Here is a 16,822-nt window from a genome sequence, read left to right as displayed (position 1 = left end):
CCTTTCTGCCCCCTCCCGTTCCGTGCGCGGGAGGGGGCGCTTTCGTATCGGGGCCCTGGCGTGAAATCGGGTCGGACGCGTTTTCGTCCCGGGACGTTATGGGCGTCGCGTCTGCGTGCGACAATGTGCATGTGGGAATGCCCGGCGGAATCGGGGTTCGACAGCTTTCGGAAAGGACATGCCATGGAGTTCGACGTCATCGGTGTCGAGGATTGGCTGAACGTTCATGAGCGCGATGCGGCCTGGGACATCGCTCAGTCGACGATCGCCTCGCTCACGCCCGACGAGCTGCGGGAGCTGGACGGTCGGGACGGTGCGGAGCTTATCGAGCGCCTGGCGCGCGAACCCCAAAGCTACGGATGGATCGAGGGGTCGCCTGCCTTCAAGGCCGAGGTCCAGACGCTCTACGAGCACGAGATCGACCCGCGCCGGATCCTTCAGACCAACGGCTGCACCGGTGCGAACCTGAACGCGCTTCTGGCGGTGGTGCGCCCCGGCGACCACGTGATCGCCGAGTGGCCGACCTACGCGCCCCTCTACGAGATCCCGCGCGCGCTCGGGGCCGACGTCGAGCACTGGACGGTGCGCCGCGAGCTCGGCTGGCTTCCCGACATCGACGAGCTCGAGCGCCTGGTGCGGCGTGACACGAGGCTCATCTGCATCAACAACGCGGCGAACCCGACGGGCGCCGTGATGGACGCCGACATGCTCGGCCGCATCGCCCAGATCGCCGCCTCGGTCGGGGCATACGTTTTGTGCGACGAGGTCTACCTGCCGCTCGACGAGCAGGTGGGGTATCGATCGATGGCAGATATCTACGACCGCGCCATCGTGACCGACTCGGTGTCCAAGACCTACTCCGTGCCCGGGGCGCGCATCGGGTGGGTCATCGCGGACGACGAGGTGTCCGGCGCGATCCGCACGCTGCGCGATTACACGATGATCTCGGGAGGTGTCGCGAACGACGCGCTCGCCACCTACGTGCTCGCGCATCGCGATGCCGTGCTCGCGCGCAACCGTGCGCTGGTGCTTTCCAACCGCGCGACGGTCCAGTCGTGGATCGACGGGCAGCCGCGGGTGAGTTGGGTCGCGCCCCGGGGTGTGTCGACCTCCTATATCGAGCTGGACATCCCGGTGGATGACGAGACGTTCTGCCTGCGCCTGCTGGAGGAGTATGGCGTGCTGCTCGTGCCGGGGAGCCGCTTCGGGCTTCCATGCGGCGCCCGGCTGGGTTACTGCGCTCGCCCGGATGTGCTGCGCGAGGGGCTGAGGCGCCTCGGGGAGGCACTCGCGGACTTCGACCGCTGAGGCGCGATATTTCGCCCTGATGTTTTTGTCGCATCGCGGACCTTGCCGTCTCCGCTCGTCTATACTGAGTCGGTCGATAGGTTGATTCGGCTTGCGCGCCGTTCGAGAGGAGCTCGCCCATGCGTCAGGGGTTCGATAACGATACGTACATCAGTATGCAGGCGGAGCACATCAAGGAGCGCATCGCGCAGTTCGGCGGCAAGCTCTACCTCGAGTTCGGTGGCAAGCTGTTCGACGACTACCACGCCAGCCGCGTGCTGCCCGGCTTCGAGCCCGACAGCAAGTTCCGCATGCTCAAGAGCCTGTCCGACGACGTCGAGATCGTCATCGCCATCAACGCCGGCGACATCGAGAAGAACCGCGCGCGCAGCGATTTGGGTATCACCTACGACGAGGACGTGCTGCGCCTCACCGACATCTTCCGCGGCTACGGCTTCCTCGTGAGCTCCGTGGTGCTCACCCAGTACGCCGGCCAGGCTGCCGCCGACGCCTTCCGCCGACGCCTCGAGACGCTCGGGATCACCTGCTACCTGCACTATCCCATCGAGGGGTATCCGCACGATATCGACCTGGTCGTCTCGGATGAGGGCTACGGTAAGAACGACTACATCGAGACCTCGCGTCCGCTCGTAGTCGTGACCGCGCCCGGCCCCGGCTCGGGCAAGCTCGCCACCTGCCTGTCCCAGCTCTACCACGAGCACAAGCGCGGCATCGCCGCCGGCTACGCCAAGTTCGAGACGTTCCCGATCTGGAATCTCCCGCTGTCGCATCCCGTGAACATCGCCTACGAGGCCGCCACGGTCGACCTGGACGATTCCAACATCATCGACCCGTTCCATCTGGAGGCGTACGGGAAGACGACGGTGAACTACAACCGCGATGTCGAGGCGTTCCCCGTGGTCAAGTCGCTCATGGAGAAGATCATGGGGGAGAGCCCCTATCAGAGTCCCACCGACATGGGCGTCAACATGGCCGGCTACGCCATCGTGGACGACGAGGCGTGCCGCGAGGCGGCTAAGATGGAGATCGTGCGCCGCTACTTCACGGCGGCCGAGCAGGTCAAGCGCACCGGTGCCGGCGCCGAGCAGGTCGATCGCCTGCGCAGCATCATGAAGAAGGCCGGCGTCACCAAGGACTACTCGCCGGCGCGTTCCGCCGCCCTGCTCAAGGAGGAGATGACCGGAGCGCCCGCCGGCGCGATGGTGCTGCCCGACGACGTGGTGGTGACGGGCAAGACCTCGACGCGTCTCGGTGCGGCGAGCTCGCTGCTCATGAACGCGCTCAAGGCCGTGACCGGTGTCGATATGGAGCTCGAGGTCATCAGCGACGACGCGATCGAGCCCATCCAGCGCCTCAAGACCCATCGTCTGGGCAGCGTGAACCCGCGCCTGCATCCGGACGAGACGCTCATCGCCCTGTCCATCACCTCGGCGACCAGCGAGGTCGCCGCTCGCGTGCTCGAGGGCCTGAAGAAGCTGCGCGGCTGCGACGCGTTCTTCTCGGTCATCATCTCGTCGAGCGACGAGGAGCTCTACCGCAAGCTCGGCATCAACGTGTGCTGCGAGCCCAAGTACGAGCGCTCGGGCATGTATCACAAGTAGCGTCGCGGACCGGGGAGTCCGGGAAAATGGGGACAGGTGCACATTTCCCAGGACTGGGAAATGTGCACCTGTCCCCATTTTCCCGGCCCGGGGCGTCCCGACGCCCGGCTGCGATGGCCGCCGGCGGGCCCCTCGATTGTTACGAGAAAAAGACCCGCCGCCGGGCCCGCGCGTCTGACGTACAATGGAGACCCGTGAAGACAGTGGAACTTCGACGGGAAAGCTCAGGTACAACCTTATGACCAAACACATCTTCGTAACCGGCGGCGTCGTCTCCTCGCTGGGCAAGGGCATCACGGCCGCCTCGCTCGGCAGGCTGCTCAAGAGCCGGGGATACAAGGTCACCATGCAGAAGGCCGATCCGTATCTCAACGTCGACCCGGGCACCATGAGCCCGTTTCAACATGGCGAGGTCTTCGTGACCGAGGACGGCTACGAATCCGATCTCGATCTCGGCCACTACGAGCGCTTCATCGACGAGAACCTCACGCGCGATTCTAACTTCACGACCGGTGCGATCTACCGCAGCCTCATCAAGCGCGAACGCCGTGGCGACTTCCTCGGCGGCACCGTCCAGGTGATCCCGCACGTCACCAACGCCATCAAGGACAAGTTCCGCCGCATCGAGGAGCAGACCGGCGCCGACGTGGTCATCACCGAGCTCGGCGGCACCATCGGCGACATCGAGAGCCAGCCGTTCGTCGAGGCGATCCGCCAGTACCGCAAGGACGCGGGTCCCGAGAACGTCTGCTACATCCACGTGTCGCTCGTGCCCTACATCGCCGCCGCCCATGAGGTCAAGACCAAGCCGACCCAGCATTCCGTCAAGGAACTGCGTAGCTTCGGCATCCAGCCCGACATCATCGTGCTGCGCAGCGACCACGAGATCGACGACGCCATCCGCGCCAAGATCGCGAGCTTCACCGACGTCGACGAGGACTGCGTGTTCACCAACGAGGACTGCGCCTCGATCTACGACGTGCCGCGCCTGCTCGCCGAGCAGGACTTCGACGTGCGCGTCCTCGAGCGTCTGGGGCTCGAGCCGCGCGAGCGCCACATGGAGGACTGGTACGGCTTCCTGCACAAGCAGGACCATGCCAACCAGCACGCCGACCGTGTCAAGATCTGTGTGGTGGGCAAGTACACGCAGCTTCCCGACGCCTACCTGTCGGTGATCGAGGCCCTGCGCCATGCCGGTATCCACTACGACCGTCACGTGGACGTCCAGCTCGTCGACGGCGAGAGCCTGAGCTCCGCCAACGTGGATGCCACGCTCGCGGATGCCTCGGGCATTCTCGTGCCCGGCGGTTTCGGCAAGCGCGCTTTCGACGGCAAGATCTGCGCGGCGCGTTTCGCCCGCGAGCACAAGATCCCGTACCTGGGGCTGTGCCTGGGCATGCAGGTCGCCGTCTGCGAGTTCGCCCGCAACGTCGCCGGCCTCGCGGACGCGAGCTCGACGGAATTCGATCCGGATGGCCCGCATCCGGTCATCGACCTCATGGATTCGCAGGAGGACGTGACCGAGAAGGGCGGCACGATGCGCCTGGGCGCCTATCCGTGCAAGCTCGCGGCCGGCACGCTCGCGCGCGAGGCGTACGGCGAGGAGCTCGTCTACGAGCGCCATCGCCACCGCTTCGAGTTCAACAACGCCTATCGCGAGGAGCTCGAGCGCGCCGGGCTCGTCATCTCGGGCGTGAGTCCCGACGGAAGTCTGGTCGAGATGGTCGAGTTGTCCGACGACATCCACCCCTGGTTCGTGGCGACGCAGGCCCATCCCGAGTTCAAGAGCCGTCCCACCAAGCCCCAGCCGCTGTTCCGCGAATTCGTCCGTGCCGCGATCGCGCGACACGAGGGGGCGCAGCGCACCGAGGTGAACCCCGTCAATCCCGTCGCGTGCTAGGCGGGATGTGAACGATTCGCATGAGCGCCTCGATGACGAACAACCGTCCTGCGTCCACGCTCGAGCGCTGCCGTGATGAGTACTTGGCGCATCTGTCGGTGGAGCGCGGCCTTGCCGCCAACACGCTCGCCGCGTATCGACGCGACTTGGATGTCTACGTCGCCTTTCTCGCCGAGCGCGGGATCGACGACCCCGAGCGTATCTCGCGTGGCGACATCGAGGCGTTCATCGCGGAACGGCACGACGGGGGATACGCGGCGAGCTCGGTCAACCGGACGCTGTCGGCGATCAAGGGCATGCATCGGTTCCTGGCGCGCGAGGGGATCTCCCATGCGACCCCGACGACGGGCATCGGCTTCGCGCGCACCGACGAGCACCTGCCCGACAGCCTGTCGATCGCGGCGGTCTCCGCCCTGCTCGACCAGACATTCCCGCCGACCGATACCGGCGTGCGCGACCATGCGATCCTCGAGGTGCTCTACGGCTGCGGCGTGCGCGTGAGCGAGCTCACCGGGTTGGATACCGGGGACGTCTTCCTCGACGAGGAGTTCCTGCGCGTACGGGGCAAGGGTTCCAAGGAGCGGCTCGTTCCCATCACCGGCACGGCCGCGCGTGCGCTTCGGGAGTACCTGGAGGGTGCGCGCATGCGCTTGGCGTCGCACGCCCGCGCCAGCATGCCCGCGGCGGTCTTCCTCAATGCCCGTGGAGGTAGGATCTCTCGTCAGTCCGTCCACACGCTGGTCGAACGCTACGGCCGCCTCGTCGGGATCGAGGGACTCCATCCGCATACGCTGCGTCACTCCTTTGCGACCCATATGCTCGCCGGCGGCGCGGATCTGCGCGTGCTGCAGGAGATCTTGGGCCACGCGAGCATCTCGACGACGCAGATCTACACCCACGTGGACCGCACGCAGCTGCGCGAGGTCTATCTCGCCGCGCATCCCCGCGCCTGATAGGGGCAGCTGGAGGGGTGCGCTCCCAAGGAGCACGATCACGGGTTGGTTGGGGACCAGGCTGGTTGGGGACGTGTTCCCCTCAACCCATTCATACCGACCGCAATGGGTTGAAACGAACACGTCCCCAACCAGCCTACAACCCATAGCCAACCCATAAAACCGCAGCTCAGAGGCTTCCCATTTTCTCCCACCGCGTTGAGCTGCGGGTTCTTTGTTTCGTCACAATCGCATCACCGCTCATGCAAATCGGTTCAACCTCAGCTTGAAGGTTGAAAAACCGGCGTGCCGCGCGACCGGTGGTAGACCATCCGTGCTCAAACACAACATGTTGTGTCGGCTTCGACAGCATGCTGACCGTACTGTCCATACGGTGGTGGGTGCGTGGGACCCGTTGGGGGAGAAAGTGGGAAAAAATGTTGCGGCAGGGGAGGAAAGTCCATAAGATAGGAAGCGTCGACAGGCGGGGTGGCTCCCCGCGCACCAGCCCACCGAGAAGCCGAGAGGAGGGGCGCAGCAGTGATACTGACCGGATCGTTCGAGCGCAATCTCGATGCCAAAGGTCGTCTGTCCCTGCCCGCCGCCCTTCGCGACGATCTCGCGAGCCGTGTGCGCATCCTGCCCGCCCCCGATGTCGAGGCCGTGTACGTGTTCCCCGAGGATCAGTACGAGGCATGGGTCATGAGCCTGTTCGAGAAGCAGGAGCATGGCTTCGATCGTCGCAACCCGAAAGATCAGAAGCTCATGCGTCTTCTCAACGCGATGGCGACGCCGGCGGAGATCGACTCCGCCAACCGCATCGCCTTGCCCGAGAGCTTCCGTTCCAAGAAGCATCTCGAGCGCGAGGTCACGGTCGTCGGTAACACCGACCATCTGGAGATCTGGGATCGCGAGACCTGGAACCGGATGCAGACCGAGGCCGAGGACGAGCTCATGGACCTGTTCTTCTCGTAACGCTCAGCTAGGGGGATCCGTATATGACCGAGGGAACGTTGATACCTGAATACCGGCATGAACCTGTCATGCTCGCGGAAGTGCTCGAGCAGCTCGATCTTTCGCAGGGCTCCGTCGCGTGCGACTGCACGCTCGGCGGCGCCGGCCACTCGGTGAAGTTGGCGGCGGCCGTAGGGGAGACGGGACTTCTGATCGGCATCGATCAGGACGACATGGCGCTTTCGGCCGCGCACGCGCGGCTGGACGTCGAGGCTCCCGATACGCCGCGCAAGCTCCTCAAGGGGAACTTCGGCGACTTGGACGACCTGTTATGTTCGGCCCAGGTCCCCGGTGTGGACGGCTTCCTGTTCGATCTGGGCGTCTCGAGCCCACAGCTCGATATCCCTGGAAGGGGCTTCTCGTATCACGAGGACGCCCCACTCGATATGCGGATGGATCCGGGTAATAACACCTTAAACGCAGCTGAGGTCGTGAACACCTATATCGAAGCAGACCTCGCCCGGATTCTACGCGTGTACGGTGAGGAGAAGTTCGCCGGCCAGATCGCACGTCAGATCGTGCGCAGGCGCCAGGAGAAACCCCTCACCACCACGGGCGATCTCGTGGAGGCCGTCAAGGCGGGCATCCCCGCCGCGGCGCGCCGCCATGGAGGGCATCCCGCCCGCAAGAGCTTCCAGGCGATCCGCATCGAGGTCAACCATGAGCTCGATGTGCTGGAGCGGGGGCTGGAGGCGGCGATCCGCTGGGTGAACCCGGGAGGGCGCATCTGCGTCATCTCGTACCACTCGCTCGAGGACCGCATCGTCAAGCACATCTTCCAGGAGCACGCACAGGGCTGCACCTGCCCGCCGGATATCCCGGTGTGCGTGTGCGGACACGTGCCGGCACTCAAGATCATCACCCGCAAACCGCTGGTCGCGACGGCCCAAGAGGTCGAACGCAACCCGCGTGCCCGCTCGGCTAAGATCCGCGTGGCGCAACGACGGTAAGGTCGTCGCCCGCATCTCGGCCCCGGATGCGCAGGCGGACCTAACCGTACTTTAAACGCACTACTCCTGATGGGGATGGGGTCGCACATCATGGCATATCGTCAATCAAACGCAGCACTCGCTTATGATGTGCAGCCCTTCTCCGCCGCACCGGCGCAGCCCTACGTCGACCCGCGCGAGCGGGCGGCGACCCGTCCGAACCTGGAGGTCGTCGCCGGCGAGGGCCGCAAGGCCGACCAAGCCGTCAGCCCCGCGTTCGTCCATGTGCTCAAGGTGTTCTGCGTGCTCATCGCCCTGTTCGTGACCGTGGGCGTCGCCCGTGTCGCGATCCTGACGGCGACCGCCTCGACCTTGAATGCGAACGCCGAGCTGTCCGAATCCCTCGACGAGGGCCGCGATGAGAGCGCGAACCTCGAGGTCATGCGCTCGGTGTTCAGCTCGCCCACGCGCATCCGCGACATCGCCTCGTCCTCGTTCGGCATGGTCGATTCCGAGCGCGACGTGACCATCGATCTGTCCGACGCCTCGCCGGCGGATACCGCCGACGCGACCGCTGCCGACGCGCAGTAGCGCGCACCGAAGGCGCACGGCATCATGCCCGATAACCGATACAGAGATGGAGATCCCCGCCGTGGGCGCCCTGCGCGCCCGCGGCGCGATTCCTCCGCATCGCGCCCGCCGCGCCGCCGCGGCTCCACCCCTTCCGGGGGCGGGGAGCCGGAGCTGCTCGGTCGCCGCGCCTTCGTGAAAGGCGTGCTCGCGGCCGGATTCGGCGCCTGCGTTTTCAAGCTCGCGCAGCATGACATCTTCTATCACGGCATCAACATGGAGCGTCTGAGCGACCGGCGCGAGTTCAACACGCCGATCCATGCGCGCCGCGGAACCTTCTACGACCGAAACGGCAACGTGCTCGCGACGAGCGAGGATTGCTACAACATCGCGTTGAACCCGCAGGCGATCGCGGATGTGGACAAGGTGGTCGACGCACTCGTGGAGTATCTGGGCGTGGAGCGCGCGGAGGCGCGCGACGCGGCGAAGCAGGATTCGACGTGGGTGTACGTGAAGCGCCAGGTGGACACCGATACCGCCAACGAGCTGATGGCAACCGAGCTCACCGGCATCGAGTACGAGTCGGCGACCCGGCGCGTCTATCCGTACGGTAACGTCGCCTCGCAGGTTCTCGGCGTGGTGGGTACCGATAACGTGGGCATCACGGGTCTTGAGCTGCAATATGAGGAGGACCTGCACGGCACCGACGGCTGGATCGTACGCGAGCACGCGGCGGACGGCTCCTACATCGCGGGCGGCGCGTACAGCAAACAGGACGCGCAGGACGGTTCGGATCTCGTGCTCACGCTCGACGTCAACATCCAGCAGGCCGCCGAGGCAGCGCTCGCCGAGGCGGTCGAGGACAGCGGTGCGCACTATGGCTCGATCCTGGTCACCGAGCCCGCGACCGGCGAGATCCTCGCCGCCTGCTCGTATCCGAGCTACAGCCAAACCGACCTTGCCAGCGCGCGGACCGAGGACATGAACCTGCGCGTGGTCACCGACGCCTACGAGCCGGGCAGCGTGTTCAAGGCGCTCGTGTGCGGCGCCGCCATCGATATGGGGGTCGTCGACACCGAGACGACCTTCACGGTCCCGCCGGTCGTCATGGCCGGCGACGACGGCGTGACCGACGTCGATGAGCGCGACTACACCATGGACATGACGGTCCGCGAGATCATGCGGCGCTCCTCGAACACCGGCATGATCTTGATCGGCGAGCAGATGGGCGCCGACGAGTTCGCCCGCTACCTCGATGCCTACGGGATCGATTCGTCCTCGGGTGTCGACTACCCGGGCGAGAACGCCGGTATCGTCAAGACGAGGGATGAATACGATGGCGCGAGCGTGGCGGCCATGTCGTTCGGCCAGTCGCTTTCGGTCGCGCCCATCAGGATCGCGCGCGCGATGACGGCGATCTCGAACGGCGGCGTCATGACGACACCGCATTTCCTGAGGTCGCGTCAGGGTGAGGAGCTCGACTGGTCCGATAAGGAGACGCGCGTCATCTCGGCCGACGCCGCGGCGGCGGTCGCCGACATGATGCTCACGGTCGTCGACGAGGGTACCGGTTCGGGCGGTCAGGTCGAGGGCTACGAGGTCTCGGGCAAGACGGGTACCGCGCAGCGCGCCGACGAGTCGGGAGGCTACCAGGAGGACAGCTACATGTCGTCGTTCATGGGCTTCGCACCGACGAGCGACCCGGCGGTGCAGGTGTACGTCACGCTCGACGGCACGGCGTACAACTCCTCGGTCGCCGCTCCGCCGTTCGCCGCCGTCATGGAGGCGTCGCTCCAAGCGCTCGGTATCCGTCCGGATCGCTAGGCGCACGGTCGGCGACGCGTCGCGCCCGGTCGCGCCCGGCGGGCACGTCCACATGGCCTGCACGATTCGGCCACGGGGGCGCGCTACAATAAAACGTCGGCATGAACGGCCGTATAAGGAGCTATGCATGATTGAGATGAGAGTCAGGGATCTGGGGGAGGTTACGGGCGCCGCGCTGCTTGCCGGCGACCCCGAGCGCGTCTGTCGCGGCTGCGTGATCGACTCCCGCCTTGTCGACACCGATTCGATATTCGTCGCGTTTCCCGGTGAGCGCGTGGACGGCAACGATTTCGCCGAGAAGGCCCTGCGCGCAGGTGCGGGCTGCGTCGTCATGACCCGCACGCCCGAGCCCGACGTGTCCGCGCTCGCCGCCGAGCTCGGTGCCGCCGTGCTCGTCTGCGAGGACCCCACCGAGTTCATGTTGCGCCTCGCGCACGTCTGGCGCAAGGGCCTGGACTGCACGGTCATCGGCGTGACCGGCTCGATCGGCAAGACCACGACGAAGGACTCGCTCGCCCAGCTCCTGTCGTGCCGCTATCGCGTGCATGTCACGCAGGGCAACTTCAACAACCTGATCGGCATGCCGCTCACGATCCTGTCCGCCCCGCGCGACACCGAGGTCCTGGTGCTCGAGATGGGCATGGACGGCTTCGGCCAGATCGAGCAGCTGTCGCGCTGCGCCGAGCCCGACTACGCCGTGATCACCAAGATCGGTACCTCGCACATCGGCTTTCTGGGCAGCCGCGAGAACATCGCCCGCGCCAAGGCCGAGATCCTGGCCGGTATGCGCCCCGGGTCGCTGCTCGTCCTGAACGGCGAGGACGATTTCACGCCGTTCATTTCCGAGACGTTCGCCGAGCCCGCCGGCATCGAGGTCATCCGGTGCGGCGTGTCCGACACCGATGACGTCCGTGCAGGCGCAGCGGTGCTCGACGAGTACGGGTGCCCGCATGTGTCCATCACCTTCGAGGACGGCTCGACCATCGACACCAAGCTCTCGATCCTCGGCTCCCAGTCCGTGGTGAACGCCCTGTTCGCCGCCGCGCTCGCCCATAGGCTCGGCGTCGAGCCGCGCAAGATCGACGAGCAGCTCGGCAAGCTCAAGATCACGGGCCGTCGCGCCCAGGTGCGCGACGCCGCCTGCGGCGCCCGCGTGCTCGACGACTCCTACAACGCCGCGCCCGAGTCCGTGGCCGCCGCCCTCAACCTGCTGTGCGCCCTGCCGGCGAGCGGGCGTCGCATGGCCGTCCTCGGCGAGATGGGGGAGCTCGGCGATGCGGGCGCGCAGCTCCATGCGCTGTGCGGCTCGTACGCCGCCGCCAAGGACCTCGATCTGCTCGTGTGCGTCGGAGCCGATAACGCGCGCGAGATGGCCGACGCCGCCCGTCTCATGGGCATGCCCGAGGAGCGCGTGATGCTCGCCGCCGACACGGATGCCGTGATCGGGCGCGTGGCGGGTGACCTTCGGTCCGGTGACCTGGTCTTGGTCAAGGGGTCCCGTTTCGTCGGACTCGACCGTTTCGTGGAAGAGGTGTGCTAGATGTTCGGCAATCCCCTGTACCCGACGTATCAGACGTTTCTCGCCCTGGGTATCTCGGCGATCATCGCCGCGTTCCTCATGCCGTTTTGGATCCGCATCCTCAAGCACGAGGGTATCGGCCAGCAGGTGCGCGCCGACGGCCCCCAGCGCCATCTCGTCAAGCAGGGCACGCCCACCATGGGCGGCGTGGTCATCCTCGTCGCGATGGTGCTGACCTGCCTGCTCATGGCCGACATCACCGTCGAGCTCATCCTGGTGGTCGGCGCCACGGTCGCCACCGGCCTGCTCGGCCTGATCGATGACATGACCAGCGTCACGCACGGCCGCTCGCTCGGCCTCACGCCCCACGCCAAGATGATCGGCCTCACGCTGATCTGCGTCACGTTCTGCATGTTCGCCGTCAACCTGTGCGGCGTGTCGCCGCAGGTCCGCTTCCCGGGCGGCTTCACCATCGACCTGTCCGTGCTGATGACCGTCTTCGAGATCGGCGACCGCGCGTACTACATCCCCTGGCTGTACCTGATCTTCACGTGGCTGCTCATCGTGGGTCTGTCCAACGCCGTCAACCTGACCGACGGCCTGGACGGTCTCGCCGGCGGCACCTCGATGATCGCCATGCTCGTCATGGCGGCGATCGCGTTCGTGCGCGGCGACTCCAACCTGGCGATCTTCAGCGCTGCCTGCGCGGGCGCCTGCATCGGCTTTCTGTGGTTCAACTGCTACCCCGCGAGCATCTTCATGGGCGACACGGGGTCGCTTGCCCTCGGCGCCGGCTTCGCTTGCATGGCCGTCATGACCAACAGCGAGGTCGCCTCGCTGATCATCGGCGGCCTGTTCATCATCGAGACGCTGTCGGTCATGGTCCAGGTGGCGAGCTTCAAGCTCACCGGCAAGCGCGTGTTCCTCATGGCCCCCATCCATCATCATTTCGAGAAGATGGGTTGGGCCGAGACCAAGGTGGTCATCCGCTTCTGGATCATCGCCGCCGCCTTCGGTGCCCTCGGATTGGCCCTGTTCTTCCAGCTGGGATAGTGATCATCCATGCCGTTACCGCAAACCTTCTCGCTGCTCGTGCTCGGCTGCGGGTCCACGGGACTCGACGTCGTGTCATGGGGACTGCGCCATACGCCCGACCGCGTCAGCTCCATCACCGTCTACGCGGGCGCGTCCGCCTCGCCGACGGATGCGACGCGCGCGCTCGAGGAGGCCGGCGTGCGGTTCGTCTATGGCACCGAGCGCGTCGAGGGCTCCTTCGACGTGTGCGTGGCGAGTCCCGGCATCTCGGAGTTCTCCGATTTCTTCGCGTCGGCGCGTGACCATGCTGCCGATATCATGGGGGAGCCCGAGTTCGCCTGGAGGCTGTCGACGTGCTCGTGGTGCGCCATCACGGGAACGAACGGCAAGACCACCACGACGTCGCTCACCGACCATCTGCTGCGCCGCGCCGGTATGGACAGCGTCGCGGTCGGCAACATCGGACGTCCGACGATCGACGAGGTCGACCGGTTCGGACCGGGCTCGTGGTTCGTCGCCGAGCTTTCGAGCTATCAACTCGCCACGACGCGCGAGCTCCATCCGCGCGTGGCGATCCTCATGAACATCACGCCCGACCATCTCGCGTGGCATCGCACCCACGAGAACTACGCGTTGGCGAAGATCGGCCTGTTCGCCAACATGGATCGCGACGATCTGATCATCGTGGACGTCGAGGATGAGGGCATCATGGCGTATGCCGACCGCATCTTCACGTCCGACCGGCGCGTGTGCTCGCTGGGGCTTGACGACGCGGGTACCGACGACGCCGCCTTCGTGCGCGACGGTTCGCTCACAGTCAGGCTCGCCGGTGCCGAGCATGTGCTCGCGCGCGTCGATGATCTGGCTATCTCGGGTGACCACAACGTGCTCAACGCGCTCGCCGCCTCCGCCGCGGCGCTGTTCTGCGGCGCCGATCCGCAGGCCGTGACGGCGGGGCTCACGAGCTTCCACGCGCTCGAGCACCGTATGGAGCCCTGCGGCGAGATCGACGGCGTGCGCTACTACAACGATTCGAAGGCGACCAACACCGATGCCGTCGAGAAAGCGCTCACCGCATTCGCCGATGACGACGTGATCTTGCTGCTGGGCGGCCACGACAAGGGTACGCCCCTCGAGGGGTTCGCCGCCTACGTGTGCCCGCGCGTCCGCGCCGTCGTGTGCTACGGCGAGGCCCGCGGCCGCTTCCGTCGGGCGATCGAGGATGCCGACCGCTCCGGCGAGGTCGATATCGCCGAGGCCGACGACCTGCGCGATGCCGTCGACGTCGCCCGCACGCTCGCATCGCGCGGCGATGTGATCCTGCTGTCGCCGGCGTGCTCGTCGTTCGATGAGTTCTCGGGCTTCGAGGAGCGCGGCCGCGCATACAAGGCCTATCTCGACGAGCTGCGCCGCGGCGCGGCGACGCAGGCGTAAAGGGGAGCGGCCATGGCATATCAACGCGCCATGCGCGCGACGCGGGATGCATCGTCTGCGGCCGGGGTCCCATCCGGTGCGGACTCCCGTCGACGTTCGCGCTCGTCGCGCGGGCAGGGGACGGGGGAGCGCCTGATCGCCGGGGTGCCCGCGCGCATCATGAAGCCGCGCCTCACCTTCCTCGTGTGCCTCATCGCCATCGTCTCCTTCGGCCTGCTCATGGTCTATTCGGCCTCGGCAGTCGAGGCGCAAAGCGACGATCTCGCGCCGACGCACTACCTGTTCCGCCAGGCGGCCTTCGCGCTTCTCGGTGCTGTCACCATCGTCGTCATCGCCCGTTGGCGGAACCTTTGGAAGTTCCTTCGCGACAACGGCTCCTGGGTGTGCTGGGGTATCGTGCTCTTCCTGCTCGTCGCGGTCAGTGCGATGGGCGCCATCGGCGGCGGTGCCCGTCGTTGGATCGATTTGGGATTCTTCACGCTGCAGCCCTCCGAGTTCATGAAGCCCGCCATGATCCTGGTCGCGGCGAAGCTGCTGTCGGCGTTCTATATCGAGCAGTCGATCGACCGGGACCCCTTCGTCGTCCGGCTTGCCGCCGCGGTGCTGATCCCGCTGTTCTTCATCGGGCTCCAGCCCGACCTCGGCACGGTGATCATCATCGGCATGACGGTGTTCGCCATGGCCTTCCTGTCGGGGCTTTCCATGCGGCTCGTCATCGGCCTGTTCGGCCTCCTGCTCGTGGCGTTCGTGGGACTCATGGTGGTCGCCCCCTACCGTATGCAGCGCTTTACGGTCTTCACGGACCCGTGGGCCGACCAGTACGGCGCGGGCTACCAGGCGACGCTCGCCATCATGGCCTTCGCGTCGGGTGGGCTGTTCGGCCGCGGGATCGGCAACTCCACGATGAAGTACATGTACCTGCCCGAGGCGCACAACGACTACATCCTCGCGATCATCGGCGAGGAGGTCGGCTTTTTCGGCACCGCTATCTTCCTTGCCGTGTTCTTCGTCATGATCTGGAGTGCGTTCAAGATCGCCGAGCAGGCGGATTCCCCGTTCTCACGTCTCGTCGCGCAGGGGTGCGCGATCATCTTAGCGGTCCAGTTCCTGGTCAACGCTGCCGGCATCTTGAGTCTTGCCCCCATGACGGGCAAGACGCTGCCGTTCATCTCCTATGGCGGATCGTCCATGCTCGCGTCGATGATCCTGGCCGGTCTCATCCTGCGCGTGTCGATCGAGAGCGGACACAACACGTCGATCGGCGCCCGGCGCGAGACCTTCGCGGTCATGTCGCGCGACGACGAAGGCTCGAGCCATGTCGGTCGGTCGACCGCGGGCCGCGTCCGTGTGCGCCGCTCGCCCGCGTCCGGCCCGTCGTCGGCGTCGCGCGAGGGCTTTTCCGTGTACGATGGGGCGCATGGCGGGTCGACACGGGAGACCCCGCGTGAGACCTCCCGCCCCTACAGGCGCCATGAGGGGCCCTATGGGCGAATCGATTTGCACGGCGATGCCGCCGACCGCTTGCGCGGCGGCACCACCTCGCGAGGCGACCGCTCGCGTCGTCCGCGTTCGAGAAGGGATCGCTATGACCGATAAGCTTTCCGTGGCGATTGCCGCCGGCGGTACCGCCGGGCACGTGAACCCCGCGCTCGCCTTGGCTGAGGAGCTCGATGCCCGCGGCCATACGGTGCGCTTCTTCGGCGAGACCAGGCGCCTGGAGGGCAAGCTCGTACCCCAGGCCGGGTTCGACTTCTTCCCCGTGCACGTGACGGGCTTCGACCGCGCGCGTCCCTGGACGCTCGCCACCGCGCTCGCGCATCTGGCCCACGAGGAGCGCCGTCTCGCCTCGGCGTTCCGCTCCGATCCCGAGCTGCGCCCCGATGTGGCGGTCGGCTTCGGCGCCTACGTCGAGCTTCCCCTCATGCGCGCCGCGGCCCGCCTGAAGATCCCTGTCGTTTTGCACGAGCAGAATTCGGTGCCGGGGCTTGCCAACAAGCAGTCCGCCAAGAGCGCCTCGCTGATCGCGATCGCGCAGCCCGCGGTGCGCGCCGTGTTCGAGAAGCATGCGGGCGCCGCCACGAAGATCGAGTTCACCGGCAACCCCGTCCGTCGCTCCGTGCTGGCGGGCGACCGTGCGCGCGGTCGTGCGTCGGTAGGTGTGCCCGCGGACGCGACGATGCTGCTCGTGTTCGGCGGCTCCCTCGGCGCCCATCACATCAACCAGCGCATGTGCGAGCTCAAAGAGCAGCTCCTCGCGCGTCCGGACGTGTACGTCGTCCATTCCACCGGAGCCGACGATTTCGAGGCGACGCGCGATGCCCTCGCGCTGACCGATGCGGAGCGCGAGCGCTATCGTGTTCAACCGTACATTGAGGATATGGGCGACATGCTCGCCGCCGCCGACTTGGTGCTGTCGCGCTCCGGCGCGTCCTCGGTCGCCGAGATCGCGGCGCTCGCCGTCCCATCGGTCCTCGTGCCCTATCCCTTGGCGACCGCCGACCATCAGACGACCAACGCCCGTCTGCTCGTCGACGCCGGAGCCGCGATCACGTGCCCCGATGCGCAGATCGACGAGGACGCCTTCGCCGCGCAGCTGCTCGGGCTTCTCGACGATCCGGCGGCACGCGAGCGCATGCGCGAGGCCGCCCGCGGGCTGGCGCAGGACAAGGCCGCCGCTCATCTTGCCGATGCGATAGAGGGTTTGCGCGTATAATCGGCATTCTCAGCGCATGCGTCGGGTTTGCGCTAGAGTTAAG

At 66.4% G+C, this 16,822-nt stretch carries 13 protein-coding genes; all 13 read left to right on the top strand.

Annotated features, from left to right (window positions below; all coding sequences use genetic code 11):
* Positions 1-183 precede the first annotated feature (183 nt).
* The 13 genes from I6E04_RS01980 (at position 184) to murG (ending at position 16,779) form a co-directional block, all read left to right on the top strand.
* The gene (locus I6E04_RS01980; protein ID WP_235421474.1) at positions 184-1,308 is read left to right on the top strand and encodes an aminotransferase; all 1,125 of its coding nucleotides are present in this window, start codon (positions 184-186) and stop codon (positions 1,306-1,308) included.
* 119 nt (positions 1,309-1,427) lie between these two features.
* Positions 1,428-2,909: a DUF1846 domain-containing protein gene (locus tag I6E04_RS01975; protein WP_235421473.1), complete on the top strand. Its 1,482-nt coding sequence runs from the start codon at positions 1,428-1,430 to the stop codon at positions 2,907-2,909.
* Positions 2,910-3,147: 238 nt separating this feature from the next.
* A complete protein-coding gene (locus tag I6E04_RS01970; protein WP_235421472.1) occupies positions 3,148-4,809 on the top strand; it encodes a CTP synthase in 1,662 nt (553 codons plus the stop codon).
* Between the two features lie 20 nt (positions 4,810-4,829).
* On the top strand, positions 4,830-5,762 hold the full coding sequence (xerD, locus tag I6E04_RS01965) for a site-specific tyrosine recombinase XerD (RefSeq protein ID WP_235421471.1): 933 nt from the start codon (positions 4,830-4,832) through the stop codon (positions 5,760-5,762).
* 519 nt (positions 5,763-6,281) lie between these two features.
* Positions 6,282-6,716 carry a division/cell wall cluster transcriptional repressor MraZ gene (locus I6E04_RS01960; RefSeq protein ID WP_235421470.1) on the top strand — a complete coding sequence of 145 codons (435 nt, stop codon included), beginning with the start codon at positions 6,282-6,284 and terminating at the stop codon, positions 6,714-6,716.
* Positions 6,717-6,739: 23 nt separating this feature from the next.
* Entirely contained in the window at positions 6,740-7,705 is a 966-nt protein-coding gene (gene rsmH, locus I6E04_RS01955) for a 16S rRNA (cytosine(1402)-N(4))-methyltransferase RsmH (protein ID WP_268830256.1), read from the top strand.
* 90 nt (positions 7,706-7,795) lie between these two features.
* Complete coding sequence (locus I6E04_RS01950; protein WP_235421468.1) at positions 7,796-8,275, top strand: hypothetical protein; 480 nt, start codon at positions 7,796-7,798, stop codon at positions 8,273-8,275.
* A 24-nt stretch (positions 8,276-8,299) separates the two neighbouring features.
* Positions 8,300-10,078, top strand: a complete 1,779-nt coding sequence (locus I6E04_RS01945) for a peptidoglycan D,D-transpeptidase FtsI family protein (protein ID WP_235421467.1) — start codon at positions 8,300-8,302, stop codon at positions 10,076-10,078.
* Between the two features lie 127 nt (positions 10,079-10,205).
* Positions 10,206-11,618, top strand: coding sequence for a UDP-N-acetylmuramoyl-tripeptide--D-alanyl-D-alanine ligase (locus I6E04_RS01940; RefSeq protein ID WP_235421466.1), 1,413 nt, complete (start codon positions 10,206-10,208; stop codon positions 11,616-11,618).
* Positions 11,619-12,650 carry a phospho-N-acetylmuramoyl-pentapeptide-transferase gene (gene mraY, locus I6E04_RS01935; protein ID WP_235421465.1) on the top strand — a complete coding sequence of 344 codons (1,032 nt, stop codon included), beginning with the start codon at positions 11,619-11,621 and terminating at the stop codon, positions 12,648-12,650. It begins immediately after the preceding gene.
* A gap of 9 nt (positions 12,651-12,659) precedes the next feature.
* Positions 12,660-14,066: a UDP-N-acetylmuramoyl-L-alanine--D-glutamate ligase gene (murD, locus tag I6E04_RS01930; RefSeq protein WP_235421464.1), complete on the top strand. Its 1,407-nt coding sequence runs from the start codon at positions 12,660-12,662 to the stop codon at positions 14,064-14,066.
* Positions 14,067-14,078: 12 nt separating this feature from the next.
* Positions 14,079-15,662 carry a putative lipid II flippase FtsW gene (gene ftsW, locus I6E04_RS01925; protein ID WP_235421463.1) on the top strand — a complete coding sequence of 528 codons (1,584 nt, stop codon included), beginning with the start codon at positions 14,079-14,081 and terminating at the stop codon, positions 15,660-15,662.
* Complete coding sequence (gene murG, locus I6E04_RS01920; RefSeq protein WP_235421462.1) at positions 15,652-16,779, top strand: undecaprenyldiphospho-muramoylpentapeptide beta-N-acetylglucosaminyltransferase; 1,128 nt, start codon at positions 15,652-15,654, stop codon at positions 16,777-16,779. The genes ftsW and murG overlap by 11 nt, the downstream gene beginning before the upstream one ends.
* The last annotated feature ends 43 nt before the right edge of the window (positions 16,780-16,822 follow it).

Source organism: Collinsella tanakaei (assembly GCF_021531055.1).
GTDB classification, from domain to species: Bacteria; Actinomycetota; Coriobacteriia; order Coriobacteriales; family Coriobacteriaceae; genus Collinsella; species Collinsella tanakaei_B.
This window is presented reverse-complemented; position numbering and strand designations above follow the sequence as displayed.